Source organism: Collinsella sp., from assembly GCF_052346665.1.
Lineage (GTDB): Bacteria > Actinomycetota > Coriobacteriia > Coriobacteriales > Coriobacteriaceae > Collinsella.
In genome coordinates this window covers 14,309-40,956 of the sequence record NZ_DAWDUX010000018.1, presented here as the reverse complement: position 1 = coordinate 40,956, position 26,648 = coordinate 14,309, and the positions used below count along the sequence as shown (strand labels likewise).

General features: G+C 62.2%; 32 protein-coding genes. 1 reads left to right on the top strand and 31 read right to left on the bottom strand.

The features are described 5' to 3' along the window. Window positions 1-14: 14 nt before the first annotated feature. The 9 genes from secY to rplE all read right to left on the bottom strand — a co-directional run bounded on the left by secY (window position 15) and on the right by rplE (window position 4,834). Window positions 15-1,301, bottom strand: a complete 1,287-nt coding sequence (secY, locus tag ACT8II_RS04850) for a preprotein translocase subunit SecY (protein ID WP_294122492.1) — start codon at window positions 1,299-1,301, stop codon at window positions 15-17. Further along, on the bottom strand, window positions 1,295-1,744 hold the full coding sequence (gene rplO / locus ACT8II_RS04845; protein WP_443813141.1) for a 50S ribosomal protein L15: 450 nt from the start codon (window positions 1,742-1,744) through the stop codon (window positions 1,295-1,297). Before rplO ends, secY begins: the two co-directional genes overlap by 7 nt. 2 nt (window positions 1,745-1,746) lie before the next feature. After that, window positions 1,747-1,926, bottom strand: coding sequence for a 50S ribosomal protein L30 (rpmD, locus tag ACT8II_RS04840; RefSeq protein ID WP_006720329.1), 180 nt, complete (start codon window positions 1,924-1,926; stop codon window positions 1,747-1,749). Window positions 1,927-1,928: 2 nt separating this feature from the next. Beyond that, entirely contained in the window at window positions 1,929-2,459 is a 531-nt protein-coding gene (rpsE, locus tag ACT8II_RS04835) for a 30S ribosomal protein S5 (protein ID WP_006720328.1), read from the bottom strand. Between the two features lie 11 nt (window positions 2,460-2,470). Further along, a complete protein-coding gene (rplR, locus tag ACT8II_RS04830) occupies window positions 2,471-2,833 on the bottom strand; it encodes a 50S ribosomal protein L18 (protein WP_118653606.1) in 363 nt (120 codons plus the stop codon). Between the two features lie 68 nt (window positions 2,834-2,901). Further along, a complete protein-coding gene (rplF, locus tag ACT8II_RS04825) occupies window positions 2,902-3,438 on the bottom strand; it encodes a 50S ribosomal protein L6 (RefSeq protein WP_118653607.1) in 537 nt (178 codons plus the stop codon). 34 nt (window positions 3,439-3,472) lie between these two features. After that, window positions 3,473-3,871 (bottom strand): 30S ribosomal protein S8, encoded by a 399-nt coding sequence (gene rpsH, locus ACT8II_RS04820; protein WP_443813138.1) that lies wholly within the window; start codon window positions 3,869-3,871, stop codon window positions 3,473-3,475. Window positions 3,872-4,000: 129 nt separating this feature from the next. Continuing rightward, the gene (locus ACT8II_RS04815; RefSeq protein ID WP_039910329.1) at window positions 4,001-4,186 is read right to left on the bottom strand and encodes a type Z 30S ribosomal protein S14; all 186 of its coding nucleotides are present in this window, start codon (window positions 4,184-4,186) and stop codon (window positions 4,001-4,003) included. A 90-nt stretch (window positions 4,187-4,276) separates the two neighbouring features. Further along, window positions 4,277-4,834: a 50S ribosomal protein L5 gene (gene rplE / locus ACT8II_RS04810; RefSeq protein WP_294122490.1), complete on the bottom strand. Its 558-nt coding sequence runs from the start codon at window positions 4,832-4,834 to the stop codon at window positions 4,277-4,279. A gap of 243 nt (window positions 4,835-5,077) precedes the next feature. On the opposite strand from rplE, the gene ACT8II_RS04805 reads away from it, so the two are divergent. After that, a complete protein-coding gene (locus ACT8II_RS04805) occupies window positions 5,078-7,636 on the top strand; it encodes a DUF3656 domain-containing U32 family peptidase (protein WP_443813135.1) in 2,559 nt (852 codons plus the stop codon). 20 nt (window positions 7,637-7,656) lie between these two features. Here ACT8II_RS04805 and ACT8II_RS04800 read toward each other — a convergent pair whose 3' ends face one another. The 22 genes from ACT8II_RS04800 to dltA all read right to left on the bottom strand — a co-directional run bounded on the left by ACT8II_RS04800 (window position 7,657) and on the right by dltA (window position 26,249). Next, entirely contained in the window at window positions 7,657-8,403 is a 747-nt protein-coding gene (locus tag ACT8II_RS04800) for a DeoR/GlpR family DNA-binding transcription regulator (protein WP_294122486.1), read from the bottom strand. 6 nt (window positions 8,404-8,409) lie between these two features. Beyond that, the gene (locus ACT8II_RS04795; RefSeq protein WP_294122484.1) at window positions 8,410-9,501 is read right to left on the bottom strand and encodes a Gfo/Idh/MocA family protein; all 1,092 of its coding nucleotides are present in this window, start codon (window positions 9,499-9,501) and stop codon (window positions 8,410-8,412) included. A gap of 326 nt (window positions 9,502-9,827) precedes the next feature. Continuing rightward, window positions 9,828-10,151, bottom strand: a complete 324-nt coding sequence (gene rplX, locus ACT8II_RS04790; RefSeq protein ID WP_118653613.1) for a 50S ribosomal protein L24 — start codon at window positions 10,149-10,151, stop codon at window positions 9,828-9,830. 18 nt (window positions 10,152-10,169) lie between these two features. After that, window positions 10,170-10,538, bottom strand: coding sequence for a 50S ribosomal protein L14 (rplN, locus tag ACT8II_RS04785; RefSeq protein ID WP_294122482.1), 369 nt, complete (start codon window positions 10,536-10,538; stop codon window positions 10,170-10,172). Window positions 10,539-10,647: 109 nt separating this feature from the next. Further along, window positions 10,648-10,914: a 30S ribosomal protein S17 gene (gene rpsQ / locus ACT8II_RS04780; protein WP_006723044.1), complete on the bottom strand. Its 267-nt coding sequence runs from the start codon at window positions 10,912-10,914 to the stop codon at window positions 10,648-10,650. Window positions 10,915-10,928: 14 nt separating this feature from the next. Next, entirely contained in the window at window positions 10,929-11,144 is a 216-nt protein-coding gene (gene rpmC, locus ACT8II_RS04775; RefSeq protein ID WP_118653614.1) for a 50S ribosomal protein L29, read from the bottom strand. Continuing rightward, window positions 11,144-11,569 (bottom strand): 50S ribosomal protein L16, encoded by a 426-nt coding sequence (gene rplP / locus ACT8II_RS04770; protein ID WP_006720292.1) that lies wholly within the window; start codon window positions 11,567-11,569, stop codon window positions 11,144-11,146. The genes rpmC and rplP overlap by 1 nt, the downstream gene beginning before the upstream one ends. Further along, window positions 11,569-12,279, bottom strand: a complete 711-nt coding sequence (gene rpsC / locus ACT8II_RS04765) for a 30S ribosomal protein S3 (protein WP_006720291.1) — start codon at window positions 12,277-12,279, stop codon at window positions 11,569-11,571. Before rpsC ends, rplP begins: the two co-directional genes overlap by 1 nt. Before the next feature lie 6 nt (window positions 12,280-12,285). Then, window positions 12,286-12,651 carry a 50S ribosomal protein L22 gene (rplV, locus tag ACT8II_RS04760; RefSeq protein WP_102338403.1) on the bottom strand — a complete coding sequence of 122 codons (366 nt, stop codon included), beginning with the start codon at window positions 12,649-12,651 and terminating at the stop codon, window positions 12,286-12,288. A 13-nt stretch (window positions 12,652-12,664) separates the two neighbouring features. Then, entirely contained in the window at window positions 12,665-12,925 is a 261-nt protein-coding gene (gene rpsS, locus ACT8II_RS04755; RefSeq protein ID WP_006720289.1) for a 30S ribosomal protein S19, read from the bottom strand. A gap of 26 nt (window positions 12,926-12,951) precedes the next feature. Beyond that, entirely contained in the window at window positions 12,952-13,782 is an 831-nt protein-coding gene (gene rplB, locus ACT8II_RS04750; RefSeq protein WP_118653615.1) for a 50S ribosomal protein L2, read from the bottom strand. 165 nt (window positions 13,783-13,947) lie between these two features. Continuing rightward, a complete protein-coding gene (gene rplW, locus ACT8II_RS04745) occupies window positions 13,948-14,235 on the bottom strand; it encodes a 50S ribosomal protein L23 (protein WP_118653616.1) in 288 nt (95 codons plus the stop codon). Then, complete coding sequence (gene rplD / locus ACT8II_RS04740) at window positions 14,236-14,862, bottom strand: 50S ribosomal protein L4 (RefSeq protein WP_118653617.1); 627 nt, start codon at window positions 14,860-14,862, stop codon at window positions 14,236-14,238. It lies immediately after the preceding gene. Between the two features lie 15 nt (window positions 14,863-14,877). Then, a complete protein-coding gene (rplC, locus tag ACT8II_RS04735; RefSeq protein WP_118653618.1) occupies window positions 14,878-15,498 on the bottom strand; it encodes a 50S ribosomal protein L3 in 621 nt (206 codons plus the stop codon). Window positions 15,499-15,923: 425 nt separating this feature from the next. After that, window positions 15,924-16,970 (bottom strand): helix-turn-helix domain-containing protein, encoded by a 1,047-nt coding sequence (locus ACT8II_RS04730; RefSeq protein ID WP_294123912.1) that lies wholly within the window; start codon window positions 16,968-16,970, stop codon window positions 15,924-15,926. A gap of 179 nt (window positions 16,971-17,149) precedes the next feature. After that, on the bottom strand, window positions 17,150-20,482 hold the full coding sequence (locus ACT8II_RS04725) for an ABC transporter ATP-binding protein/permease (protein ID WP_443813133.1): 3,333 nt from the start codon (window positions 20,480-20,482) through the stop codon (window positions 17,150-17,152). After that, window positions 20,479-21,642: an AI-2E family transporter gene (locus tag ACT8II_RS04720; RefSeq protein ID WP_443813132.1), complete on the bottom strand. Its 1,164-nt coding sequence runs from the start codon at window positions 21,640-21,642 to the stop codon at window positions 20,479-20,481. The genes ACT8II_RS04725 and ACT8II_RS04720 overlap by 4 nt, the downstream gene beginning before the upstream one ends. Before the next feature lie 80 nt (window positions 21,643-21,722). After that, the gene (gene dltD, locus ACT8II_RS04715; RefSeq protein ID WP_118653621.1) at window positions 21,723-22,910 is read right to left on the bottom strand and encodes a D-alanyl-lipoteichoic acid biosynthesis protein DltD; all 1,188 of its coding nucleotides are present in this window, start codon (window positions 22,908-22,910) and stop codon (window positions 21,723-21,725) included. Window positions 22,911-22,943: 33 nt separating this feature from the next. After that, window positions 22,944-23,117, bottom strand: a complete 174-nt coding sequence (locus ACT8II_RS04710; RefSeq protein WP_233546140.1) for a hypothetical protein — start codon at window positions 23,115-23,117, stop codon at window positions 22,944-22,946. A gap of 47 nt (window positions 23,118-23,164) precedes the next feature. Further along, a complete protein-coding gene (dltC, locus tag ACT8II_RS04705) occupies window positions 23,165-23,416 on the bottom strand; it encodes a D-alanine--poly(phosphoribitol) ligase subunit DltC (RefSeq protein WP_294123917.1) in 252 nt (83 codons plus the stop codon). A 62-nt stretch (window positions 23,417-23,478) separates the two neighbouring features. Further along, window positions 23,479-24,684 (bottom strand): D-alanyl-lipoteichoic acid biosynthesis protein DltB, encoded by a 1,206-nt coding sequence (dltB, locus tag ACT8II_RS04700; RefSeq protein WP_317439960.1) that lies wholly within the window; start codon window positions 24,682-24,684, stop codon window positions 23,479-23,481. Window positions 24,685-24,692: 8 nt separating this feature from the next. Further along, window positions 24,693-26,249 (bottom strand): D-alanine--poly(phosphoribitol) ligase subunit DltA, encoded by a 1,557-nt coding sequence (gene dltA, locus ACT8II_RS04695; protein WP_443813130.1) that lies wholly within the window; start codon window positions 26,247-26,249, stop codon window positions 24,693-24,695. Window positions 26,250-26,648 lie beyond the last annotated feature (399 nt).

Below are 26,648 nucleotides of genomic sequence, written 5' to 3'. Positions count from 1 at the left end.
GACTCCTTAGAGGCCTATTTGAAGAAACCGTCGTAGTCATACATCTTGAGCTGGCTCTCGACCTTGTCGATGGTATCGAGCACAACGCCGACCATGATGAGCACCGAAGTGCCGCCGAAGGCCTGGATGAGCGCGTTGTTGGTGAACGAGAACACAATCGAGGGAACGATGGCGATGAGGGCCAGGAAGACCGCACTGGGAAGCGTGATCTTGTTGAGGGCGTTCTTGATGTAATGCGCCGTCTGCTTGCCGGGGCGAACACCAGGAATGAAGCCGCCCTGCTTCTTGAGGTTCTCGGCGGTCTCGTCCGGGTTGAACACCATGGACGTGTAGAAGTACGCGAAGAACACGATGAGGACGACATTGAGGATCCAGTTGATCCAGCCGCTCGAGAGCGCGCCGGCAAAGGCCTGCATCCAACCCACGTTGGGGAAGAACACGGCGAGCTGAGCCGGGAAGTAGAGCAGGGCGCTCGCGAAGATGATCGGGATGACACCCGCGGTGTTCACCTTGATGGGCAGGTACGTGGACTGACCGCCCATGATACGACGACCCACGACGCGCTTGGCATACTGCACCGGGATACGACGCTGGCCGCGCTCGAGGTACACGATGAAGGGGATGACGCACAGGATCACCACGACGATGACGAGCGTGGTGATAATGGCAACGTTGCCGCCATCCATGGACTGGATGATCGCCTGGGGAAGCCCCGCCATGATGTTGGCGAAGATGATGAGACTCATGCCGTTGCCGATCCCACGCTGGGTGATGAGCTCACCAATCCACATGATGAGCATGGCGCCCGCGACGAGCGTGCCCACGATCATGATGTCGAAGATGATCTCGGGAGCATCGGCGCCGGCGAACTGAATACCAAAGCTCTTGAAGAGGAACAGGTATCCAATGGCGTTCAAGAGCGCGAGGGCCAGGGTGAGGTAACGAGAGTACTGGGTGATCTTGGTCTGACCGACCTCGCCCTCACGAGCCAACTCGTGCAGGCTGGGCACAACGGCCTGAAGCATCTGCAAGACAATCGAGCTGGTGATGTAGGGCATGATACCCAGCGAAAAGACGGACACGTAGGAAAGCGCACCGCCCGAGAAAAGATTCAGCAGGGCCATCGCACCGCTGGCGAAGGTGTCACCGGCGGATGTAAAAAGGGCCGACATCCCCTGGAAGGGGATGCCGGGCACCGGAACGTGTGCACCGATACGGTACACGACGAGCATAGCGATGGTAAAAAGAATCTTCCCGCGGAGTTCCTTGATGCGGAAGGTGTTCTTCAAACCAGTTAGCACGGAAGCTCGACCTTTCCTCCAGCGGCCTCGATCTTAGCCTTCGCGGAAGCGGAGATCTTGTCGACCTTGACCGTGAGCTTCTTGGAAACCTCGCCGTTGCCGAGCACCTTGACGGGCTCGAACTCGGACTTGGTGATACCAGCGGCCTTGAGGGATGCACCATCGACGACGGCACCGTCCTCGAACTTGACCTCGAGCGTGGAGACGTTCACCGCGGTGTACTCGATGCGACGGGGATTCTTGAAGCCGGGGAGCTTCGGGAGGCGCATCGCGAGCGGGATCTGGCCGCCCTCGAAGCCGGCGCCCTTGGTGCCGCCGGAACGGGAGCCCTGGCCGTTCAGGCCACGGCCGGCATAGGTGCCGCCCTTGCCGGAATTGCCGCGACCGACGCGCTTACGGCTGTGGGTGGACCCGGCAGCCGGCGTAAGATCATGAAGCTGCATTGTTACTCCTCTACAATCTCAACGAGGTGCTTGACCTTGAAGATCATGCCGCGGACGCTCTCGTTGTCAGCGATCTCGCGCGTGTCGTTGATGCGGTGCAGGCCGAGGGCGCGAACAGTGCGACGCTGATCCTCCTTGCAGCCGTTAATGCTGCGAACCTGCTTGATCTTGATGGTAGCCATGCCTAGTTCTCCTTCTTGCCGATGAACATCTCGGAGACGGTGAGACCGCGGCGGGCGGCGACATCCTCGGGGCTGGAGAGCTGCTTGAGGCCCTCGGCAGCAGCCTTGATGATGTTGAGGCCGTTGTCGGAACCGAGAGACTTGGACAGGATGTTCTTGATGCCGGCGAGCTCGAACAGAGGACGCACGGCGCCACCGGCGATAACACCGGTACCCTCGACAGCGGGGCGCATGATGATGCTCGCAGCACCGAACTCGCCCTGGACGTCGTGAGGAATGGTGCCCTCAGCTGTGACGGGCACGTGGAACATGTTCTTCTTGGCGTCGATGGAAGCCTTGGAGATTGCCAGCGGCACCTCGGCGGACTTACCCATGCCAAGACCAACGTTGCCCTTGCCGTCGCCCACGACCACGAGGGCCACGAGGCTCATGCGACGACCGCCCTTGACGGTCTTGGCGACGCGGTTGATGAAAACGACGCGCTCCTCGAACTCGGAGGCCTCGCGCTGCTGCTTCTGCTGGTTACGAGCCATGCTCTTACCTCCTAGAATTCGAGACCGGCGGCGCGGGCACCGTCGGCGAGGGCCTTGACGCGACCGTGGTAGATGCGGCCACCGCGGTCGAAGGAAACGGCTTTGATGCCGGCAGCGAGGGCGCGCTCGCCCACGAGCTTACCGACCTTCTCGGCAGCCTCCTTGTTGCTGGTCGTGGTGCCCTTGAACTCGGCCTCGAGGGTGGAGGCGGAGACGAGGGTGTGACCCTTGGTATCGTCAACGATCATGGCGTAGATATTGGCGTTGGAGCGCACGACGCGAAGACGCGGACGGGCGGGCGTGCCAAAGATCTTGCCGCGGACACGGCGCTGACGACGCTTGAGGCCGGCGCGCTTTGCCTGTTGCTTGTTCATGTGAAACTCCTTATGAAGTCCTGCCAGCACCTGACGGGGTGCTGGTCTTACGACGTGGAAGCGCTCTACTACTTAGCGGCCTTGCCGAGCTTGCGACGGATGTGCTCGCCCAGGTAGTGGATGCCCTTGCCCTTGTAAGGCTCCGGCGGACGCTTGCCACGGATCTCGGCGGCAACCTGGCCGACCTGCTGCTTGTTGATGCCCTTGACGTGAATGTGGGTGTTGTCCGGGCACTCGAAGGTGATGCCCTCGGGGGCGGTGTAAATCACCGGGTGGGAGTAACCCAGGGACAGATCCAGATCCTTACCCTTGAGCTGGACACGGTAGCCAACGCCAGCGAGCTCGAGGACCTTGGTGTAGCCCTCGGAAACGCCGGTGACCATGTTCTGGATCAGGGCGCGGGTGAGGCCGTGGCGGGCGCGGGTCTCACGCTCGTCGTCGGGACGGGAGACGGTCAGCACGCCGTCGGCCACCTCGATGGTGAGCTTCTCATAGAAATCAGCCTCAAGAGTACCCTTGGGGCCCTTCACGGACACGTGCGTGCCGTCAACTGCCACTTCGACTCCGGCGGGAATCTGGACAGGCTTCTTACCGATACGAGACACGGTGTTCTCCTTTCCTTCTACTCGCCTAAGCGAATTACCAGATGAGGGCGACGACCTCGCCGCCGATGCCCTTCTTGCGAGCATCGCGGTCGGCCATGACACCCTGGCTGGTGGAAACAATGGCGGTACCGAGGCCGCCGCGGACGCGGGGAAGGTCCTTCACGCCGGCGTACTTGCGCAGACCAGGCTTGGAGTAGCGCCTGATGCCGTTGATGACCTTGGCCTTCTTGGGACCGTACTTAAGGGTGATGTGAAGGGTCTTGGCGGGGGCGGTGTCCTCAACGGTGTAGCCCTCGATGTAGCCCTCCTCGTAGATGACTCGAGCGATCTCGACGAGCTTCTTGGAGCTCGGCATCGAGACCTCGGCCTTGTTCGCAGCATTGCCGTTGCGAATGCGCGTGAGCATATCTGCGATCGGGTCGGTGAGATTCATGTGGATTCTCCTTCGTTCTTGATGAGTCCATGTCCTCGGTACTCCCCCACCCGTAGCGGGAAAGCCTATAGGACACGTCTTCCTTGCGCGCAATCAACCTCAATGGTCGATGCGCGCGCTGGCAGTGACTTACCAGCTGGCCTTCTTGATGCCGGGAAGCTCGCCCTTGAGCGCCAGCTCGCGGAAGCAGACACGGCACAGGCCGAACTTACGGTACACAGAATGCGGACGGCCGCAGCGCTGGCAGCGCGTGTACTCGCGGGTCGAGAACTTCTGCTTGCGATTGCACTTGACGATCATCGATGTCTTAGCCACTTATTTCCTCCTCACATACGTGTATATGCGCCTCGGACAGGCGGCACGTGCTCCTCGCGCACCGCCTGTGGACCCCGGGGCTTTAAGAACCTATTTCTTGAACGGGAAGCCGAAGGCGTCGAGAAGGGCCTTCGCCTCTTCGTCGGTCTTGGCGGTGGTGACGATGGTGATGTCCATACCACGGGTGTGGTCGACGGAGTCGAAGTCGACCTCGGGGAAGATGAGCTGCTCGGTAACGCCCATGGAGAAGTTACCGCGGCCGTCGAAGGACTTGGCGGAAATGCCGCGGAAGTCGCGGATACGGGGGATCGCGATGGAGGTCAGGCGATCGAAGAACTCCCACATGCGGTCGCCGCGCAGGGTGACCTTGGCGCCAATGGGCATGCCGGCGCGCAGCTTGAAGGAAGCGATGGACTTGCGGGCACGGGTGACCATGGGCTGCTGACCGGTGATGACGCGAAGGTCACGGACGGCGCCGTCGATGGCCTTGGAATCGGTGGCGGCCTCGCCGACACCCATGTTCACGACGATCTTCTCGAACTTGGGGATCATCATGACGTTCTCATACTGGAATTTGTCCTGCATGAGCTGCTTGACCTCGTTGTTGTACTTGGTCTTGAGACGGGGAATGTACTTCTCCTCAGCCATTTTCACTCCTCACTGGGGTTTTAAGCACGGGGTTGGCCTCGTGGGTTAGCCTCGTGCCTCCTGCTGTCATCAACACCGCATCTGGCTGTTCGCGGCATGACGAATCGCGGCAGGAGCCGACAAAACAGTCGTTACTATACGCCTATATGAGACGGAATGCGACCGCAACTTGATGTATGCAGCTAAATCCACAAATCCATATAGGTATACTTATCGAGCATTCATTTTATTCCAGGAGTCCCTATGCGTTCCTATTCTTCCAAACCTGAATTGCTGGCACCTGCGGGCGGACCGGAGCCGTTTTACGCGGCACTGGCGGCCGGGGCCGACGCCATCTACTGCGGCATGGGGTCGTTCAATGCGCGTCGCAAGGCCGATAACTTCACTGACGAGACGTTCGAGGCCGCCTGTCGGGCGGCGCACTTGGCGGGCGCGCGCGTGTACGTGACGGTTAACATCGTCATCAAGGAAGAGGAGATGTCGCAAGCTCTGGCGCTCGTCGAGCGCTGTTGGAGGCTCGGCGCCGATGCCTTCATCATCCAGGACTGGGGGCTGTTCTTCGAGATCCGCCGCCTCATGCCCGAGGTGGAGACGCACATCTCCACGCAGGCGAACATTCACGACGCCCGCGGAACCGCCTGGTGCAAGGCCGCAGGTGCGGACCGCGTCACGCTCTCCCGCGAGCTTTCTGTTGACGAGATCGCCGCGATCCACGACGCGGTGGACATCGAGCTCGAGGTGTTCTCCCACGGCGCCATCTGCTTTTGCTACTCGGGCGTTTGCCTCCTTTCCAGCTTCACCTCCCGAGGGCGCTCGGCTAACCGCGGCATGTGCGCGCAGCCCTGTCGGCTGCCCTACGAGCTCATTGATGAAACGGGTCGCTCCTGGTCCAAGCCCGGGCGCGAGCGAGCGCTCTGCCCGCGTGACACCTGCACGGCCGACATGCTGCCCCGTCTGCTCGACGCCGGGGCGCATGCGCTGAAGCTCGAGGGGCGCATGAAGGCCCCCGACTACGTGCACTCCATCGTGAGCGCCTACCGCGCGCAGCTCGACGACATCCTCGCGGGCCGCGAGATCTTGAAAGAGACCGCGCAGGCGCGCTATCGCCAGCTCAAGCGCTGCTTCAATCGCGACTTCACCACCGAGTATCAAGAGGGGCGCTCGGGCGACGAGATGATGAGCTATGAGCGCTCGAATAACCGCGGCCAGATCGTAGGCGAGGTCCTCGGCAGCAAACCGCTCGGCAACACAAAGGGCCTCAAGCCCGACGACAAGCGCCGGCGCGCCGCATGGACCCGCCTGCGCCTTTCCGAGCCGGTCGGCAAGGGTGATTTGCTCGAGCTCCGCCACGATGACGAGTTCGACCAGTTCCTCACCGCCCTCGCGCCCGACGACGCGTGCGCAGACGACGTCATCGAGTGCCGCACGGCGCGCCCCATGCCCGCGGGCGCCCGCGTGCGCCTCATCCGTAGTCAAGCCGCCCTCGATGCCGCCGAGGCGGCACTCAAACGGCCCGTCGCTCGCAAACGCGCGGTCGACGGCCGTGTCATCTCCCGCATCGGCGAGCCCTTCGCCGTCGAGTTGAGCTGCGCCGACGACCCCTCGATCATCGGTCGCGCCGAGGGTTTCATCGTCGAGCCCGCGCGAACCAAGGCAGTCACCGCAGAGGACCTTATCGAGCACGTGGGCCGTATGGGCTCCTCCCCCTTCGAGGCTGTGTCCTTCGATATTCAGCTCGATGAGGGTTGCGGTATGGGCTTCTCCGCCGTGCACAAAGTGCGCGCGGCAGCGTGCGAAGCGCTCGAGCGCGCCATCCTCACCCCGTTCGATCGTCGGCGCAGCGGCGCTCCGCTCGATTTCGCGGCAATTGCGATTACCGCTGATTCTTGCTTGGCTGTCGCTCCTGAGCGCGTCGACCCAAGCCTCTCGAATTCTGCGTCAGCCCCGTCCCGCGACGACGCCAAATGCGCACCGGCCCCGAACACAAGCCCGGAGATCTGCGCGCTCGTCACCTCGACCGACCATGCGGCCGCCGCGCGCGCTGCCGGTGCGACCCGCATGTACATGTCCGTCGACGACCTGCTCGCCGCGGGACTCTCCCCCGTCGATGGATGCGAGCGCGGCATCATCCCCGTGCTCGACGAGGTCTCCCGTCAGATGGACCACGAGCGCCTCGACCCTTGGATTTTGCCGGGGAGCCCTGTCGCCGTGGCCGCCATCTCAGAATTCGCTCTCGGCGCCGAGCGCGGCACATCCGTCGAACTCCGCAGCTGCATCCCCGTCCACAACGTGGCGTGCATGCGGGCGCTGGCCGAGCGCGGTGCTGCGGGTGCATGGCTCTCCCCCGAACTTACGCTTGCCGAAATCGAGCGCATCGCACCCCATCGCGGCAGCATGGAGCTCGGCCTCATGGTCCTCGGCGCGCCGCGCGTCATGACGAGCGAACACTGCATCCTGCAGGTAGCGGGGGCCTGCATCCACGATTGCGCGAACTGCCGCCTGCGCACGCGCGACTTCAAGCTTAAGAATATCGACGGACGCCTGCTCCCCGTACGCACGGGCCTCAACGGTCGCAGCCACCTGTACGACGGCGTCGCCTTGGACGCCACTCCCCAGATCCCGGCGCTTTTGCACGCGGGTGTCACGAGATTCCTGGTCGACGGCACCCTCATGGACGCAGACGAGCTCGCCTGCGGCGTCGCGCGCGCCAAGCGGGCGCTCGACGCCGCGCTCGCAGGCCGCACGCCCGACAAGCGCATGCCCGGATCAAGCTCAGGATGCCTCTTCCAGGGCGTCGAGTAGAGCCTATCTCCTCGAATCCCCTACACGCGCACGAGATTTGACAGGTGAGCATACTCGTCGGGTACGTCGCCGGCGGTGATGATCTCCGCATCGTCGAGCGTGGCGAAGCTCACCGCTGCCTCCATGCCGAACTTACTCGCATCGGCAAGCACGTAGCGTCTCGAGGCCTGTCCCATCGCCACACGCTTGACCTCGGCCTCCAATGGATCGGGCGAGGTCATGCCGTGCTTTTTGCTTATGCCGTTGGCACCCCAAAAGCCGCATGCGAACCGATAACGCGCCAGCATCGCGGTCGCATCGGGCCCCACGAGCGCCTCGGTCTCCGGCTTGAGCTCGCCGCCCGTCACCATCACGCGGCATCCCCGCTCCATCAAGCGGCGGGCATGTCCTACCGAATTCGTGACGTAAGCGACGTCGGCATCGGCGGGGACGCATGATACGAGTTGCAGCGTCGTCGACCCCGAATCGATGTAGACGAACGAACCCGGCTCGATCAGGCACGCAGCCGCTCGCACGATGGCCCGTTTGTCATCGACATGCAGTTCACTTCGCTCGGGTATGGTGAGGTCACGCGCGATATGCGCCCGCTCGAGACTCGTCGCTCCGCCGTGAACCTTCGCCAAACGATGCACCCGATCGAGGGTCTGCAAATCTCGACGAATGGTCGATGCCGTCACATCCAGGGCCTCGGCGAGGTCCGCAACGCTCATGGACCCCGCTTCGGTTACCATCCGCACAATGGCGTTGAGTCGATCGTCGGCAAGCATATGCGCCTACTCCTCCTCGGGGTACACGACGCCCCAATCCGCCCTCAGCCGCGTCATGGTCTTCATGACATCGGAGGCGACATCGATGAGCTTGAGCTTGGAGGCGTCTCCAGCGACGGCGCTCTCAAGGTCGGCCGCCTCGTAGCAAAGCGCGTAGGCCTCAACGCCCGCCTTGACTTCCTCGCGATGCCCGTCCGCCGTCCAGGTGATCACGGCGCGATCGGCGCGTGGATACGCCATGACCTCGATATAGCAGTCGTCGAAACACAGGGTCGCGCGCTTAGGCTGCTTGGCGTGCATACTTAAGGAGAACACACCGAGCTGGCCCTGTGCATTGCGCGTCACGAATCCGCTCTCCTCGTCCACTCCCGTCTCGAACAGATTGGCGAGTGATACGACCTCGTTCGGTTGGCTCTCCATGAACAAACGGGCGACGGAGAGTGCGTACACGCCGATGTCGAGCATGGCACCACCCGCGAGATTGCGGTTCCAGAAGCGGTTTGACACATCCTCGTAATCGTGGAAGCTTCCGAAATTCACCTGTGCCAGGCGCAAGCGGCCGAATTCACCCGACTCCGCGCGGCGCATAAGCTCGACGTACAGCGGCATATGGAGAACCGTCGTCGCGTCCATGAGGACGACGCCATGCTCATCTGCAATGGTACGCGCCTCTTCGAGCTCGACCGAGTTCAGTGTGATGGCCTTCTCGCATAGAACATGCTTCCCGGCAGCCAACGCGGCACGAAGATAGGTGATATGCGTGTTGTGCGGCGTGGTGATATACACGCAATCGACGTCCGGGTCCTCATACAGATCTTCGAAGCTATCGTAGACGCGCTCGACGCCATACTCACGGGCAAACGCCTCGGCTTTGGAGTGCGTGCGATTGGCGACACCGTACACGGTGCGCCCGGCGAGCGCCAAGGACTGGGCGAACTGGTTGGCGATCACACCGCAGCCGATGATCGCCCAGTTCAGGTGAGGTGCGGTGAAGATGTCGTTCGGGAACGGCTTGCCCGCCACCGCCTCAAAGGCGGCTTTTGCAGCCGCCGCCGCGTCCTTTGGTGCCGCCGATGTCATGTCGCGCTCGATAGCCATAGCAATCCTCTCGCCACGTGCAGATGCACCCATTGCGCATCTTCTCTGGCGTATCATAGCACAGTATTGCGTGTTTCTGCGTACTTCTGCGCGTTTTTGGCCGAGCCAATTACTATTGCAGCAAATGGCACCTGGCTCCGATTGCCCCATTCGCGCCAGGGACGCGTAACCCCGTAAACGCAGGAAGACCCCTCCGAGACCCGGACGGCGGTTTCTAAGCAAACATTCCGTAGGAGCCGCGCGAAGCGCGACTCCGAGGACGTTTGCGTGAAACCGCCGGGAGGGCCTCGGAGGGGTCTTCCGGTGGGAGTTCTAGGAGTTAATCCTTAGAACTTGTGACCGCACTTCTTGCAAATGCGGAGCTTGGTCTTGTGACCGTCGAGCTCGCCGGCCTCGTGGCCAACACGGGTGCGCTTGCCACACTCGGGGCAGATGAGCTGGACGTTGGAAACGTCGATCGGCATCTCCTTGTCGACGATGCCGCCCTGCTGGCCAGCACCGTTGGGCTTGACGGCCTTCTTGGCGACAGCGACGCCCTCGACGATAACCTTGCCCTCGGAAGGCAGCGCGCGCAGGACGACGCCCTGCTTGCCGCGATCCTTACCGGAGAGCACCTCGACCTTGTCGCCCTTCTTGATGGACATAGACATAGTGGTCTCTCCCTTACGTTAGAGGGTCTCGGGTGCGAGCGAGACGATCTTCATGTACTTCTTGTCACGAAGCTCGCGAGCGACGGGCCCGAAGATACGGGTGCCGACAGGCGAACCATCCTTGTTGATGACGACGGCAGCGTTGTCATCGAAGCGGATGTAGGACCCGTCCTTGCGACGGACCTCCTTGACGGTGCGCACGACAACGCAGCGCACGACATCCTTCTTCTTGACGTTCGCACCGGGCGTGGCCTCCTGCACGGCGGCCATGACGACGTCACCGATGCCGGCGTAACGGCGCTTAGAGCCGCCCAGCACCTTAATGCAACGAACCTTGCGCGCACCAGAGTTGTCGGCAACGTTCAGCATGGTTTGCATCTGAATCATGGTTGGAACCTTTCCGAACCTAAGCCGGCGAGAGGTGCGACCGCCCTGATCGAGAACCTAAATGGCTCTCGGACGGGCGCACGTCACCGGAGGGTTTACTTCAACAAGCTTACTTGGCGCGCTCGATGATCTCGACAAGACGCCAACGCTTGGTGGCGGACAGCGGACGGGTCTCCATGATGCGAACGGTGTCGCCAACGCCGGCCGTGTTCTCCTCGTCGTGAACGTGGAATTTCTTGGTGCTGGTCATCATCTTGCCGTACTTGGGATGACGCTTGCGCTCCGTGGTGGTCACAACAATGCTCTTGTTGCCCATGATGGAGGAAACGATACCCTGGCGGACCTTGCGCGCGTTGCGCTCAGTTGCTTCAGCCATTATCTCTCCTTGCGCTACTTGGTGGCAGCGGACTTCTCCGCTGCAATCTGACGGGCACGCTGCTCCGTGAGGACACGAGCGATGTCCTTCTTCACGGTGTTCACGCGAGCGGTGTTGTCCAGCTGGCTGGTGGCCATCTGGAAACGAAGGTTGAAGAGCTCGGCGCGGCAATCCTTCAGCTTCTCAGCCAGGGCCTCGTCGGAAAGCTCACGAATCTCTGCGGGCTTCATTACTTGTCCTCCCCGTTCTTAGCGCGGGTAATGATCTTGGTCTTGATCGGCAGCTTGTGCTGGGCAAGACGCAGGGCCTCGCGAGCGATCTCCTCGGACACGCCGGCGATCTCGAACATAACGCGGCCCGGCTTGACAACGGCCACCCACTCCTCGGGGTTACCCTTACCAGAACCCATGCGAGTCTCCGCAGGCTTCTTCGTGATGGGCTTATCCGGGAAGATGGTGATGTAAACCTTGCCGCCACGCTTCATGTAGCGGGTCATGGCGATACGAGCGGCCTCGATCTGACGGTTGGTGATCCAGTGGCGATCGAGGGCGACGATGCCGTACTCACCGAAATGGAGCTCGGTGTTGCCCTTGGCCTGGCCCTTCATGGAGCCACGCTGCACCTTGCGGTGAAGAATACGCTTAGGAGCGAGCATTACTGATTCCTCCTATCGTTGTTGCGACGACGCGGACGGGAGGTACCCTCGAGAGCCATGTTCGGAACAGGCTGGCCCGGGAGCTTCTCGCCCTGGTAGATCCAGACCTTGACGCCGCAGGAGCCCATGGTGGTGTGAGCGGTGGCGGTGCCGTAGTCGATCTTGGCGCGGAGGGTGTGCAGCGGCACGCGACCCTCGCGGTACCACTCGCGACGGCCCATCTCGGCGCCGCCGAGACGACCGGAGCACTGGATACGAATACCCTTGGCGCCGGCCTTGCGAGCGGACTGGACGGCCTTGCGCATGGCGCGGCGGAAGGCCACACGGCCCTCGAGCTGCTCGGCGATGGACTGAGCAACCAGAACGGCGTCGAGCTCGGGACGCTTGACCTCGATGACGTCGACGGAGAGGTTGCCCTTGGTAACGCCGGCGACACGCTCGAGCTCGGTGCGGAGACCGTCGATCTCGGAGCCCTTCTTGCCGATGACGACACCAGGACGGGCGGTGAGGATGATGACCTTCACCTTGTCGCCGGCACGCTCGATCTCAACGCGGGAGACGGCGGCACGGGCGAGGCGCTTCTCGAGGAAACGACGGATCTCGATATCGTTGCCGAGAGTCTTGGCGTAATCCTTCTCAGCGAACCAGCGGGAGCGCCAGTTCTCGGTGATGCCAAGACGGAAGCCGGTAGGATAGACTTTCTGACCCATGACGCTTTAAGCCTCCTTTCGAGGAGCGACGACGACAGTGATGTGGCTCGTGCGCTTGAGGATGCGGGAAGCGGAGCCCTTGGCGCGAGGACGGATGCGCTTAAGCGTGGGGCCCTCGTCGACATACGCGGCCTTGACGAACAGGTCGTCAGCGCGCATCTGGTTGTTGTGCTCGGCGTTGGCAACGGCGGAGCGCAGGACCTTCTCCACGTCAACAGCGACGGAGCGCGTGCAGAAGTGAAGGATATCGAAGGCCTGAGCGACGTTCTTGCCGCGGATCAGGTCGATCACGAGACGAGCCTTGCCGGGGGAAACGCGCACGTACTTGGCCGTAGCGCGGACCTCGCGGGTCTCGGTGGAAGTAGTAGCCATTTACCTAAACCCCCTATTTGGCCTTGTGGCCACGGAACGTACGAGTGGGCGCGAACTCGCCCAGCTTGTGACCGACCATGGACTCGGTGACGTACACGGGAACATGCTTGCGACCGTCGTGGACGGCGATGGTGTGGCCGACCATCTCGGGGAAGATGGTGGACGCGCGGGACCAGGTCTTCACGACGTCCTTCTTGCCAGCCTCGTTCATCGCGATGATACGCGAGAGGAGGCGCGCCTCTACGAACGGGCCCTTTTTGAGACTTCTGCTCATAAGTGCTTTCTCCTAACGAGTATCGATTACTTCTTGCGACGACGGATGATGAGGTCGTTGGACGTCTTCTTCTTGTTGCGGGTGCGGTAGCCCTTGGAGGGAGTGCCCCACGGAGAGACGGACGGACGACCGGAGGTGTGCGAACGACCCTCGCCACCGCCGTGCGGGTGATCGACCGGGTTCATGACGGTACCACGGACGGTCGGACGGACGCCCATCTTACGATGGCGACCGGCCTTGCCGATCACGATGTTGGAGTGCTCGGCATTGCCGACCTCACCGATGGAGGCACGGCAGGTCACGAGGACACGGCGCATCTCGGAGGAAGGCATGCGGATGATCGCGTACTTGCCCTCCTTGCCCATGAGCTGGCAAGCGGTACCAGCGGAACGGGCGATAGCGGCACCCTTGCCAGGCTGGAACTCGATTGCGTGGATGAGGGTACCCACGGGAATCTCGGACAGCGGCATGGCATTGCCCGGCTTAATGTCGGCGCCGGCACCGGAAACGACGGTGTCGCCGACCTTGAGGCCCTTGGGGGCCAGGATGTAGCGCTTCTCGCCGTCCACGTAGTGAAGCAGGGCGATGCGAGCGGAACGGTTCGGGTCGTACTCGATGGTAGCGACCTTGGCCGGCACGCCATCCTTATTGCGCTTGAAATCGATAACGCGGTACTGACGCTTAACGCGGCCGCCCTGGTGACGCATGGTGATGCGACCGGCGTTGTTACGACCAGCCTTGACCGGCAACGGCTCGAGAAGAGACTTCTCGGGCGTGGTGCAGGTGATCTCGGAGAAGTCCGCGATCGTCTGCCAGCGACGGCCGGCGCTGGTCGGCTTAAGGTGCTTTACAGCCATTCCTTATCCCTTTCATATCGGTCCGTTGGCCACTGCAAGCTGGGATGCGGATGCAGTGACACCGGATTACCACGGCTCCGGGCGTTTCCTATTTTTACGCACGGAGCACTTGAGCTTGCCTCCCCTACACGAGAGGCAAGCGTCAAGAACTAACGTAGGCGTGAATTACGCCTGGGCGCCAAAGACCTCGATGGTCTGACCCTCGGCCACCGTGACGACGGCCTTCTTCCAAGAACGGGTCTTGCCAGCGACGTAGCGAACGCGCTTGGTCTTGGGCTTGACGTTCAGGGTGTTGACGCGAACAACCTTCACGCCGAAGAGCTCCTCGATAGCGTCCTTGATCTGGAACTTGTTGGCGTTCTTGGCGACCTCGAACGTGTACTTGTTCTCCTCCATGGCGGAGTAGGAACGCTCGGACACGATCGGGCGGATGATGATCTCGTGAGCGGTCATTTAGGCGAGCACCTCCCCGAAGTGAGCGGCGACGTCGGCGGGCATGATCAGCGCACCGTTGTTGATGAGGTCATAGGTGTTGGCCTCGGCGGGCGTGATGATCCACGTCTTGGGGATGTTGCGGAAGGAGAGATAGGCGTTGATGTCATCCTCGCGAACGATGATGGTCAGACGCTTGCCCTCGAGACCCAGAGCCTTGAGCATGGCGACAGCGGCCTTGGTGGACGGCTTCTCGAAACCGTAGTCGTCCACGAGCACGAGCTCGTTGTCGCGGAGCTTGGCGGACAGGGCGGAACGCATGGCGAGCTTGACCTCTTTGTTGTTCATGCGCTTCACATAGGTGCGGGGCTTGGGCCCAAAGATCACACCGCCACCACGCCACTGGGCGGCGCGGATGGAACCCTGACGGGCACGGCCGGTGCCCTTCTGACGCCACGGCTTCTTGCCGCCACCGGAGACCTCGGAACGGCCCTTGGTGGACTGGGTGCCCTGACGCCAGCAGGCCTGCTGGCACGTGACGATGTGGTGCATGACGTGCACGTTCGGCTCGATGCCGTACACGGCGTCGGCGAGCTCGGCCTCGGCGACCTGCTTGCCCTCGACGTTCTTCACTTCAAACTTAGACATAGCGACGGTCCTCCTTTACGCCATGCGGATGGCGACCAGACCGTTCTTGCCACCGGGCACAGCGCCCTTGACAAGCATGAGGTTCTGCTCAGCATCAATGCGGACAACGGAGAGGTTCTTCACAGTCACGCGGGCGTTGCCCATGTGACCGGCCATCTTGACGCCCTTGAGGACGCGGGCCGGGTAGGCGCACTGGCCGATGGAGCCGGGGTGACGCTGAATGTGGGAACCGTGGGTCATGGGGCCGCGGTGCTGATTCCAGCGCTTGATGCGACCCTGGAAGCCCTTACCCTTGGAGGTGCCGATGACGTCGACCTTGGCGACGTTCTCGAAATCGGCGACGGTGACGACGTCGCCGACCTTGTGCTCCTCGCCATTCTCGACGCGGACCTCACGAAGGTAACGGACGGGCTCGACGCCAGCCTTAGCAAAGTGACCAGCCATGGGCTTATTCACGTGCTTGGACTTGATGTCGCCGAAGCCGATCTGGACGGCGTTGTAGCCGTCGGTCGCCTCAGTTTTAACCTGCGAGACGGTGCAGGGGCCAGCCTGGATGACCGTGACGGGGACGACGTTATCGTCCTCGTCCCAAACCTGGGTCATGCCGATCTTGCGGCCGAGAATCATGTTGATCATTCGATCTCCAACTCTCGGTGGTCTTGGGACATTGCACGCGCCCCTTGCGCGTGCCCCTAGAGGACCACATACGGATTTGCGCGCCACTCCTTGCATTCGTCTCGACCTTTCGTGCGCGGCAACCCAAATGCGCAGGTAGATGGCCTAGGCAGAATCTTCCTAGTGGACACAGCTTGATTAGTATACACGCCCACGGGCGTCTCCATATTGTCTTCGCAATGTTTTTGCAGGTGAGGGCGGTTGGCGAGAGTGCGGCCGGCTGTTGCCGTCGCCCCATATCGCCCCGCGACGCCCCGGACGGGGGCGGCCGAGGTTTTCGCTCGGTCAGGTCCTGCGCAAGTCGGGGTGCCCCCTGGGGGCGCCGTTTGGGGGGGGTTGTACGGAAAACGCGGCCCGCCCCGGGCGGGCAGCCGCGTAGTCGAAACTTACCGTGAATTCCACTTGTTAAGAAAGGCCTCATAGCCGGGAGCCTCGCGTAAAAACGCGTACTCCTCATCCGCTTGAACACCGGCCAGCATCACGGTGCCCATTTGCGAGGTTAGCTGCGTCAAGTCATTAAAGTTGGTGAAACGATACAAAGGACTCTTAAGAGCGCCGGCGTCGGCACCATGCAGAGACGACATAATCTGCTCAAGCAAATCAAACGTCTCATTCGTATCCTTTGTTGCAACCGCAACGGTCAAGCTGGGCACGAGTCCCATCCATCCAGGCTGGTTGAGTACCTCAAATAGCGTTTGCGCGCGGTGGGCGCATGCGAGTGCATCGTCCACGCGGTCCTCGCGCAAGGCAATCTCGATAATGCTATTGACCGTCCCCATAAGGTCGGCCGACATTCTAATCAGGCGCGCCTCCCACGCACGCGCCGCCTCCTCATCATGGCCTTGGCGCATAAGAAGAATCGCCTGGCGCTCCTCCTTGTCAATCTGCGGCTGATGAATGGTGTCGAGCAGGCGTTGCGCATCCTCATAGCGCTCTTCCTGCATAGCGCGGGCGATAAGCATGCCGCACGCCTGCTCTCGGGCTTCGGGCAGCGTGCTTTGGGACAGCCGTTCGTAAGCTTTGTCTAGCGTGGGACGATACCTATCTGGCTCCTCAACCTGAAAGAGTGTGAGCGCGCCGTCCAGGTACTGCGTGAGCACGATGGCGAGCTCATCGCTTGCCGGATACAGGCGCATCCGCTCCTGCGCGTATGCGAAACCCGCCTCGTACCCATCCTCTCGGACCAGCCGGTCAACCTCGCGTTGAATTTCGAGGTTCGCCTCTTGGCTCAACTCGGGTTCGAACGACAGGAGGGTATTGGCGTCTGTCTCGAGCAGGCGTGCGAGAGCGGGGACCAGCGTTATATCCGGGTAGCTCATGCCGCGCTCCCACTTGTTGACTGCCGGCGCAGAAACCCCCAGGCGCTGAGCCACCTGCTCCTGCGTCAAGCCCAGCCCGCGTCGGCGGTTACGGATGACCTCGGAAATATGCATGGTTCGTCCCTTCGTGCAAAGTGTATGCGTCGCAGCTGCTCACTGACTATTTCACCAGCTGGCGATCGTTCGCACAATTGAGACGTCTTCATGTTTGAGGCAGGAAACCTAACCGTTGGTTAACTCAGTCCCCCGCGCTTTCTCGACCTCAAAAAAGTGCCTGTCCCCAAATTGAGGTTTTACTCGCTCCTCAGCGCCTCCACCGGGTCGCGGCGGGCCGCGTTGCGGCTCGGGATGAGGCCCGCCGCCACGGTGAGCAACACGCTGATGAGGATGAGGCCGAGCGCGGACGCCACCGGCAACTGCATGACGTTTTCGATCTGGTGTTCGGCAAGCGCCCACGCGTTCACGGGGAACGACACCAAAACCACTACGGCAATCGCCAGCACACCGGCAATGAGACCTTCGATAAAGGTTTCGGCGTTGAAGACATTGGCGATGTTGCGCTTGGACGCGCCCATCGCGCGCAGAATGCCGATTTCCTTCTTGCGCTCCAGCACGCTGATATACGTGATGATGCCGATCATGATGGAGCTCACCACGAGCGAAATGCTCACGAAGGCGATGAGCACAAGCGAGATCATGTTGACGATGCTCGTGACGCTGCCCATGAGCACACCCATGTAGTCGGTGTAGACGATCACCTTGTCGTCGTCGCCCGCCGCGCGCATATCCTCGTTGTAGCGATCAATCGCGGAAAGCACAACCTCCTTGGCCTCAAAGTCGACGGGGTAGATACTCACCGACTGCGGGTCGGACGGATCGGCGTATCCCAGCGTGGAGAGATTGTTGCTATACGTGAGCTTGCCGGCGTTCGCGTAGCTGGTCATGAGCGACGAGAGGTCCTCGGCATCCATGTTGAGATGGATCGCATTCGCGAACGCGGTGCCGTCGACTGAGAACGCGCTCTGCATGCTTGCCGCAAGGCGCTGCGCGAGCTGCGGGGCCGCCGATGCCATCGCCTGGCCGAGCCTCGTCTGGAGCTGGGAGGCGATCGCAGAGCCGATTTTCTCCCCTGTCCGATCAAGCACCTGGGAGAACGCCTCGGTCATATACGGGGCAAGCTGGTTTTCGACATAGGACCGCATCGCCTCCTGCAGGCGCTCCGCCACCGGCTCACCCGCGTTTTTCGCGATGATCGCGAGCTGCGCTTGGGCCTCATCCGTGTTGTTGTACGAGGCAAACGCCTCGAGCAGCTTGACGGCGAAGTCAGGGTCATCGGGTTTGAGGTCCTCGCCGCTGTTGGCGAGCCACGCCACGAAACCTCTCGTGTACGCATATGCCGCTTGCATTGACGCCTCAAGCTGCTCGCGTGTGAGCAGGTCGCCGTCACTCAGGTCACCCCAAATCTCGGATAGATCGGGCTGCGGCGGGTTGGCCAAGATCGCGTCGAGATCGAGCGAGTCGAGCGCCCCGGAAAGGTCGATATCAACGCCGCCCAAGTTCAGCCCTGCGAAGTCGAATCCGGACAGGTCGAGCCCGGCGCCCAACGCCTTCTCGTCGATCTTGAACGCCGACTTGAGGCCCGCCTCGTCCACGGTGAACAAGCTTGCGAGGTCCACGCCCTGCTTCGCCTCCTCCTGCAGGGTGGCGAAGGGCTTGCCGGTGAATACATCGACCTCGGGGTCCGCAAGCTGCTGCTTGACGATCTCGGAGTTCGCGGCGCGCTCCATGAGCTTGCTTGTAAGCCCGTGCGTGTAGGCGATGCCCTGCGAGAGCGCTGCGGACTTGGCGGTGGGGCTCGGCTGCACCACGCCCACGACCTTAAGATCCAGGCCATTCGTCACCTGCTGCTCCACGAACGAAGCATCATCGGACATATCCGTCCAGCCGCCCGTCTCGGCGTTCTTGCGGTAGAAATCGGAAGCGGCCAGCACCTTGAAGCTCGTCCCCAGGGCATCCTCGTAGGTGAAGTCCACGTCGACCTCGGGCACATCGATCTCACCCGAACCGCTCATGGTACCGTCCACCATGCGATCGAGCTCGGAGGGGTCGAGCACGCCGAGGCTGTAGAGCGTGTAGTCGGAGATCTTGCCCTTGCCCGAAAGCACGAGCACGCACTCGTCCGCCTTGGTCGCCCAGCGACCGGCCACCACGTCGTATTGCTCGTCGAGCAACTCGGGATTGTCAATCATCTCGTTGAAGGCGGTGGCGCCCGTCATCATTGTGCCCGCCATGGCGGCAGAGCTCGCCCCACCGGTCATGGCCATGGACAAGGCGTTGGGCGAGACCTGGACCGGATCGGCACCCTCGTCCGCGCGGTACACGAGCGGCGTGATGCCGTAATCGTATTGGATGGCGGACACCTCGCCTTCGAGCTCATCGGCGTCCTTATCGAGGAAGGCCTTGAAGCTCGCCATGTCGTTCGACTTCACGCTGGCGAACATGTCGGAGAGCATGGTGAACACGGGGATCTTGTCACCAGGTTCGGGCTGTGTGCTGTCGCGCGAGGCGGACGCCGCGTCGCCGCTTGCCGTGCCCTCCCCCGCCGCGCCGTTCGCATCTTCGCCCGAAGAAGTGCCCGCGTCGCCCGTCATCATGCTCGTGAGGTCGTAGCTCTGGCGGGCAATGGTGAGCGGGTAGCTCGACAATGTGTCCTGCTCGACCTTGGCGATGTAGCCGTTCACGCCGTTGGAGAGCGCGAGAATCGCCGCGATGCCGATGATGCCGATCGAGCCCGCGAAGGCCGTCATGATGGTGCGGCCCTTCTTGGTCATGAGGTTGTTGAAGGAGAGCGACAGTGCCGTAAGTAGGCTCATGGACGAGCGCTTCTTGGTGTCGGCGGAAGCCTCGCGGCGCGACCCCTCCGCCAGTCCCTCGGCAAGCTCCTTCTCGCCCACCGGACGCGTGTCGTCCACGATGCGACCGTCCTGGATGCGCACGATACGCGTGGCGTAGTCTTCGGCGAGCTGCGGATTGTGCGTGACCATGATCACGAGCCGCTCGCGCGCGACCTCGGCGAGCAGGTCCATGACCTGGATGCCCGTCTCGGTATCGAGGGCACCCGTGGGCTCGTCTGCCAGCACGATCTCGGGGTCGTTCACCAACGCGCGCGCGATGGCGACGCGCTGCATCTGACCACCCGAGAGCTGGGCAGGCTTCTTGTTGATATGGTTGGCCAAGCCCACGCGCTCGAGCGCGGCCTTTGCGCGGCGCGTGCGTTCGGCCGGCGCGATGCCCGCCAGGGTGAGAGCAAGCTCGACGTTGGCGAGCACGGTCTGGTGCGGGATGAGGTTATAGCTCTGGAAGATGAAGCCCACGCGGTGGTTGCGATAGGTGTCCCACTCGGCGTCACCGTAGTCACGCGTGGAGATGCCGTTGACCACGATGTCACCGGAGTCGGCGTGGTCGAATCCGCCCAAGATGTTCAGAAAGGTGGTCTTGCCTGAGCCGGAAGGGCCCAAGACCGCAACGAACTCGTTGTCACGAAAGGTCACCGAAACGCCGTCGAGCGCACGCTGAACCAGATCGCCCGTGGTATACGTCTTGGCGATATCGCGAATCTCAATCATGCATCGGCCTCCCCCGCCGCGCCGCGCTCCGTAAGACGCGCGTTCGTCCACTGCCTAAACAATTCGTACAGCACCGCCACGATGGGAATGAAGAACACAATGCCCACGATGCCAAACAGGTTGCCGCCCACGAGCGCGGCAATGAGCGTCCATAGGGCGGAGAGCCCCACGGAGGAGCCTACCACGTGCGGGTAGATGAATTGGTTCTCGACGAACTGAACCGCCAGGTAGACGATCACGCAGAGCAGCGCGTGCTCGGGAGAGGCGAGCAGCGTGAGGAACGCGCCGATGACGCACGAGGCGAACGCGCCCACGTATGGCACAAAGGCGAACAGGGCCGTCAAGAAGCCGATGAGCCCGGCATAGGGCAAGCGAACCACGGAGAACGCGAGGAATATCAGCGTTCCCAGAATGCATGCCTCGACACATTGGCCGGAAAGAAACTTGGAATACGTGTCCGAGGCGAGATGCGCGACGTGGCGGATCCGCGCGGCGTGGCCCGCATCGAGATGGGCGTCCATGACGCGATTCACCTGACGGCCGAGCGTGCGCTTGCTCGCCAAGACGTACACGGCGATCACGAAGGCGAACACGGTGCTGGAGATAACCGAAACCGTCGAGCGCGCCGCCGCGAACACCGAGGTCGCAACCGACCCGAGGCCGAAACTCAGCAACCCTTCGAGCCCCGACGCGGAGCCAGCAGCCGCGGAGGAGCTGGACTGTTGGAACACCTTGGCGAGCCTGTCGACGTCGAAGCCGTTCTCGGCGAGCGCCCGCTCGATCTCGGGAAGGCGCTCGGCAAGCAACGGCGCGATCGTCTTGGCAGAGGCGATGAGCTGCGGAACGAGCATGGTCACCGCAAGTACGGCGACGCCCGCGATGAGGATGAGCACGATGACGATGCTCGCCATGGTGACGGTGCCCGGGCGAGGCCGGTGCTTCTCAGGCAGCCGGGAGGTAAGACGAGCAAGCAAGCGCTCCATGCCCGAAACGGGCACGTTCAGAACGAAGGCGAAACCCAGGCCAAGTAGAACGGGGAACAAGATGTCGACGATCGCGGACAGGGCACCCAGTACCACGTCGAGATGGGAAACGGCGACGTGCAGGCACACGCCAAAGGCGATGAGCAAAGCGATGCGGCGGGTCTGCTGATCGAACATGAGGCCCTTTCGGTCTGGTCTCGCGTCCGTCCTGACGGACGCCTCGTGCATATCAACTGTTTATACCCAAATCGCCGTGGTTAGCGCGTCCAAAAGTCATAGATAGCCTGGGAGTATAGGGCGCTGCCATAGGCGGACGGATGCGAATAGTCGCGCAGAAACAGCGGATCGTACTCGTATCCCGAAAAATCGGCGACCTCCACGTCCATGCGATCGCATATCGCGCGGATCGTCGTGTAGTACGCCTCGCGCACCTCCCGCGTGTAGATGGTCTGGTCGTACGCCTTGCCCTTGACGGGCTGGATAACGATGAGCGGCTCTACGCCCACTTGCCGGCAAACGTCGAGCATGAGCTCGAAATCCTCGTATTCCTGCTGGCTGAAGTACACGCCGTCGTCCACGTGCCAGGCGCGCTGGGCACCGTCGAGCCAGGCTGCGAACTTCTTCTCGTACCAGCCATCGTAAAAACCATACTCGTTGTTAGACGAGCCCTTGGACGCACGCTGCTTACCCTCCTCGATGAGCGCGCCCCAATCGAGCGCGGCGGTTTTTCCTCCCGCGGTGCCCTGCTTGCCCGCACTCGCCTTGGGGTCATGCGGCTCCCCCGCCCCATCCGCGCGCAACGACTGCGCGAGGCGCAGGTCGGAGGCGAGCGAGGTCGCAGCGCGATCCGCGGCGTTCACGAATCCCAAAGGCGTGGAGGCGCTCCCGTCGGCATCTTCAACGCCATATGTTCGCACGCGCTCGACAACACGAGCCTTCATCTCACGCGAAATGGAGGGGTTCGCCATGAACGCATCGTAGGCGCCTTGCGAAAACACGCCGGGAAAGGTACTCGCCGGATCCCGATAGCACATGAACCACTGCATGCTCGCAAAGATGACGACGCGACGGCTCCCCTTTGGCATATGGGGAGCGAACGCGCCAACCTCAATCGCCTGCCACAGGTCATTGACGCCAGCCCGCCCCGCCACAACCGAGGTGACGCCATATCGCCCATCGGCGAACAGACGGCCCGGATGAGCGGGGCCCGCAGGGGCCGAATTGAGCTCGGAAGAGCCGAGAATAAGCCGCGGGTCGTCTCCACCCCTTCGGAGCGCATCGTACTCGCCCGCCATGAAATCCCAGCTCGCAACCTCCGCGTAACTGGGATACGCCGTCCTCAAGTCCGAAGGCGGCAGGGCGCGCACGCCACCCGCGCACACAAAGGCAACACCGGCACTCGAAATCAGCGCAAGCGCGGCGCATACCGCAATGAGACGCTTCATATCATGCTCCCTCCTCTCGCTATCGGTCGCATGCTAAAACTCGGCGTAAACCGGAGAAGCCGGCGCGCCGTACGGAGAGCAGATGAAAAACCACACAAGCAGGGCGGCGAGTGCCACAAGCGCGCACGTCCAGGCGATCGCCGCAGAAACCGAGCCCCCATACCACCATGCTCGCACGCGCTCCACCACATGCGACACGGACGCCACGGGTGACACCGCACTCCCGGTTCGCCCAAAACGCCCTCCGGAGGCGCTCACAGGCGCACCGCGATCTGCTCGATGATCTTGTTTACCGTGTTCATCTCCTTGCGCTCAACCGCCGTGGGCGCGATTTCGATCCCGAAGTTCTCCTCAATGCCAACGAGCACCTCGATGGCCGCGAGCGAGTCGAGCAGACCCGCCTCGAACAGGTCGACATCGCGTTCCTCGCGCACCGCCTCGTCATCGCAGATCTCTTCGAGCATCTCGAGTACCCGGGATTCGATCTCGTTCTTGTCCATTGCCATGGGAAATTCCTTTCTCTCATGCGCCACGCAGGCGCCTTGTCTATATGCCGACGAGCTCATCGTCAGCCTAACGCCGCCGCAATCAGGCCCGAGACCTGCCCTGAGAACAGGGCGAACCCCAAGACCACGAGCTGCAAGGTGACAAACCACGACGCCACCTTGTACCAACCCTCCTTGCGATGGCGCTTATGGAATGAGCTGCGCTTTTGGTAGACCTCCGTCACCGCGAGCAGGACACCGTGATAGATACCGTACGCAAGGTAGTCCACCGTCAATCCGTGCCAAGCCCCCATAAGCGCCATGTCGACCATGTAGGCGGCGCACGCCGTCTGCAGCCTGCTCGAAAAGAGCTTGCGCTTGGTCGCCATGCGAACGAACCGCATGAACACGAAGTCGCGCAGCCACGTCGACAGCGTTATGTGCCAGCGGTTCCAAAAATCCTTGATATCGACGGCGATGTACGGGGCGCGAAAATTCGCCGGAACGGCGATGCCAAAGCACCGTCCCAAGCCCATCGCCATAAGCGAGTACCCGGCGAAATCAAAGAAGAGGTACGCCGCGTACCCATATGCCCGAAGCACTTCACGGCAGGCGACGGGCATAGTGAGCGCATCGAGCGTGAGCGTGCCGGCGGGAGCGCAACTCGCGTCGTAGAACCCCCGCGCAATCGTCGCGAGGACGAGTTGCATTGCGGCGCCCGCGAACATCATCATGACGCCGCGCGTGAGCAGGTCGGCGTAATCGGAGCGCGGTCTAGGGGCGTGGATGTCCTCGACGAAGCGCCTGGATCGATCGATCGGTCCCGAGGTGAACGTGGCGAAGAAGGTCAGGAAATACAGATAGTCGAGCGGATCCATGCGCTCGATGAGGCCGTCGCGCATCTCGATGAGAACCTGCACCGCCTTAAAGGTGATATAGGAGATGCCGATGAACCCCAGCAGGTCCCGGTCAAACACCGCCCCAACCTTATAGATCACCAGCGGGACGATGGTGGATAGCAGGGCCGCGCGATAGACCGCAAGGCTTTTGGCACCGCCTTCGGTACACCAGCTGCGATGCACCGCATAGGCACCCAGCGAAGCGATAGTGAGAAAGACGCCAAGCGCTGCCAGACCCTGTGGATTCCCGGCAAACAGCAGTGCCATCATCAGACACGACGCCGTCATGCCATATGCCCTCATGGACCTGCCCGTGAGGCCGAGAACGGCGGCGGGCACCACCAGGAAGGCAGATGCCATGAAGAACGACGGCGAGGTATAAAAACCCATGCGTCCTCCTAGCAGCCCGCGCTCTGCAGGCTCCGGCGATCGAGCTTGCCATTGCCCGTCATGGGCAGTGAATCTCGAAATGCAACCTTCTTGGGAATCATGTAGTGCGGAAGCGTCGCCTTTAGACGCTCCTTCAGCGCGAGCCCCTCCCTAAACGGCGTCTGCTCAAGCGGGCGCGCGGGCACCACGTGCGCCACCAGGTGCGACACCTTCCCGTCGCGATATGTGGCCGTCACCGCGGCAGCGGCGACTTCGGGGAGCCGGCGCAGCTGCTCCTCTATTTCCCCCAGTTCAATGCGGAAGCCGTTGAGCTTCACCTGAAGATCCAGGCGACCGCGGAAGTGAAGCATGCCGTCCTCGTCGAGCATGCCCTCATCGCCCGTGCGGTACGCCCGCACCTGCTCGCCATCGAGCTCGGCCTGCCCAAATGCCCGCGCGGTGAGGTCATCGCGGCCAAAGTAGCCACGTGCAACGGTGTTCCCCTCGATTACGACCTCGCCGAAAACGCCCGGCTCGCAATCGGATCCATCCGCATCCACGATGCGCAAGCGCGTGCCAGGACGCGGGACGCCTACGGGCAGGGGCTCGTCGGAAGACGCCATGTCTGCCGTGACTTCAACCGAGGTCACTGCCACCGTCGACTCCGTCGGTCCGTACGTGTTGAGGATGCGGGCAGTTGGAAAGCGCTCGAGAAGATGGGCGGCTACCATGTTGGGGAGCGTCTCACCGCAAAAGATGAACAGGCGAAGATCGGGCAGGAGCTTATCGCGAAACTCCACGTTCGCCAGACACAGCTCGGCAAACGATGGGGTCGAAACCCACACCTGGACGCCGCTGTCCGCAAGGGCCTTCATCTGGGATGAAGCGGAGCTTTGCGTTGCGGAGGCAAGGGAGTAGAGGGATCCCCCGCTCGCGAGGGCACCGGCCATCTCAAAGACCGACAGGTCGAAGGAGAAAGGCGCCTGATCGAGCCAAACGGCGCCCAGGGAACGGCCTTCGTCCGCCATACGGGCGAGCTCCACGTCCCAAGCGCAGAAGTTGTCAAAGCACGCTGCGGTTATCTCAACGCCCTTGGGGGCACCCGTCGACCCCGAGGTAAACAGAATGTAGGCGATGTCTTCGCCTGCAATCCAACGCCCGCGATCGCTTTCGCCACCCGTCGCGGCGATGCGACAGAACTCGTCTTGGGACAACACCGTGAGCGGCGGCATCTCCTCGACACGCGGAATATCCTCGGTAGCCAAAACCAGCGGACACGACCCTTCGTGCGTGATTTGCCTTGCGATGGACGCGACGCGTTTGGCGGGAACCGAGGTGCAGTCGACGGGAACATACGGACACCCGGCCTTCATGCAGGCGAGGAATCCCACCACCATGAAGGGGTCCTTATTCCCGTACACCATGACCGGGACGCCCCGTTCGACATGAGCCGATATATATGCCGCGAGCGCGTCGGACGCCGCCCACACCTCGCCGTAATCGAACTCAGCGCCCGTCGACACGCGCACCGCCGGAGCATGGTGCCGCTCACGGGCAACCGCCTCGATCATCTCCAAATACTTCATGCCATATCACTTCCCCGTCCGCGTTCGTTCGCGTTTTCGACAGACCGCTAGAGCCTACCCCCCCCCGTCGCCCTTTTGGCAAGAGTGGCTTGGGTTTCCCTTATGCGGCATCGCCCATTGTGCCCGCGCAATGGTTAAGAAAGGCTTACGACCGGGTGACATTGCCGTAAGACTGGTTATGAATGGCTGAAGTCGCAGACGGGGGCGGGCGGGAGAGGTCGTTGTGTCGTTTTGGCCCCATGGGCAAATTGCCTGATGGTCCGCAGCGCCAAATGGGGGGCGTGGCGTATTATTGAAGGGTTAGCAATCCGTCTGGTTCAAGGCGGTTCGGACGCACCTTTCGGACGCGCCCGAACCGACCGCCGCCAGCGGCCCAACCCGTCCACAGAAGGGCAGGAC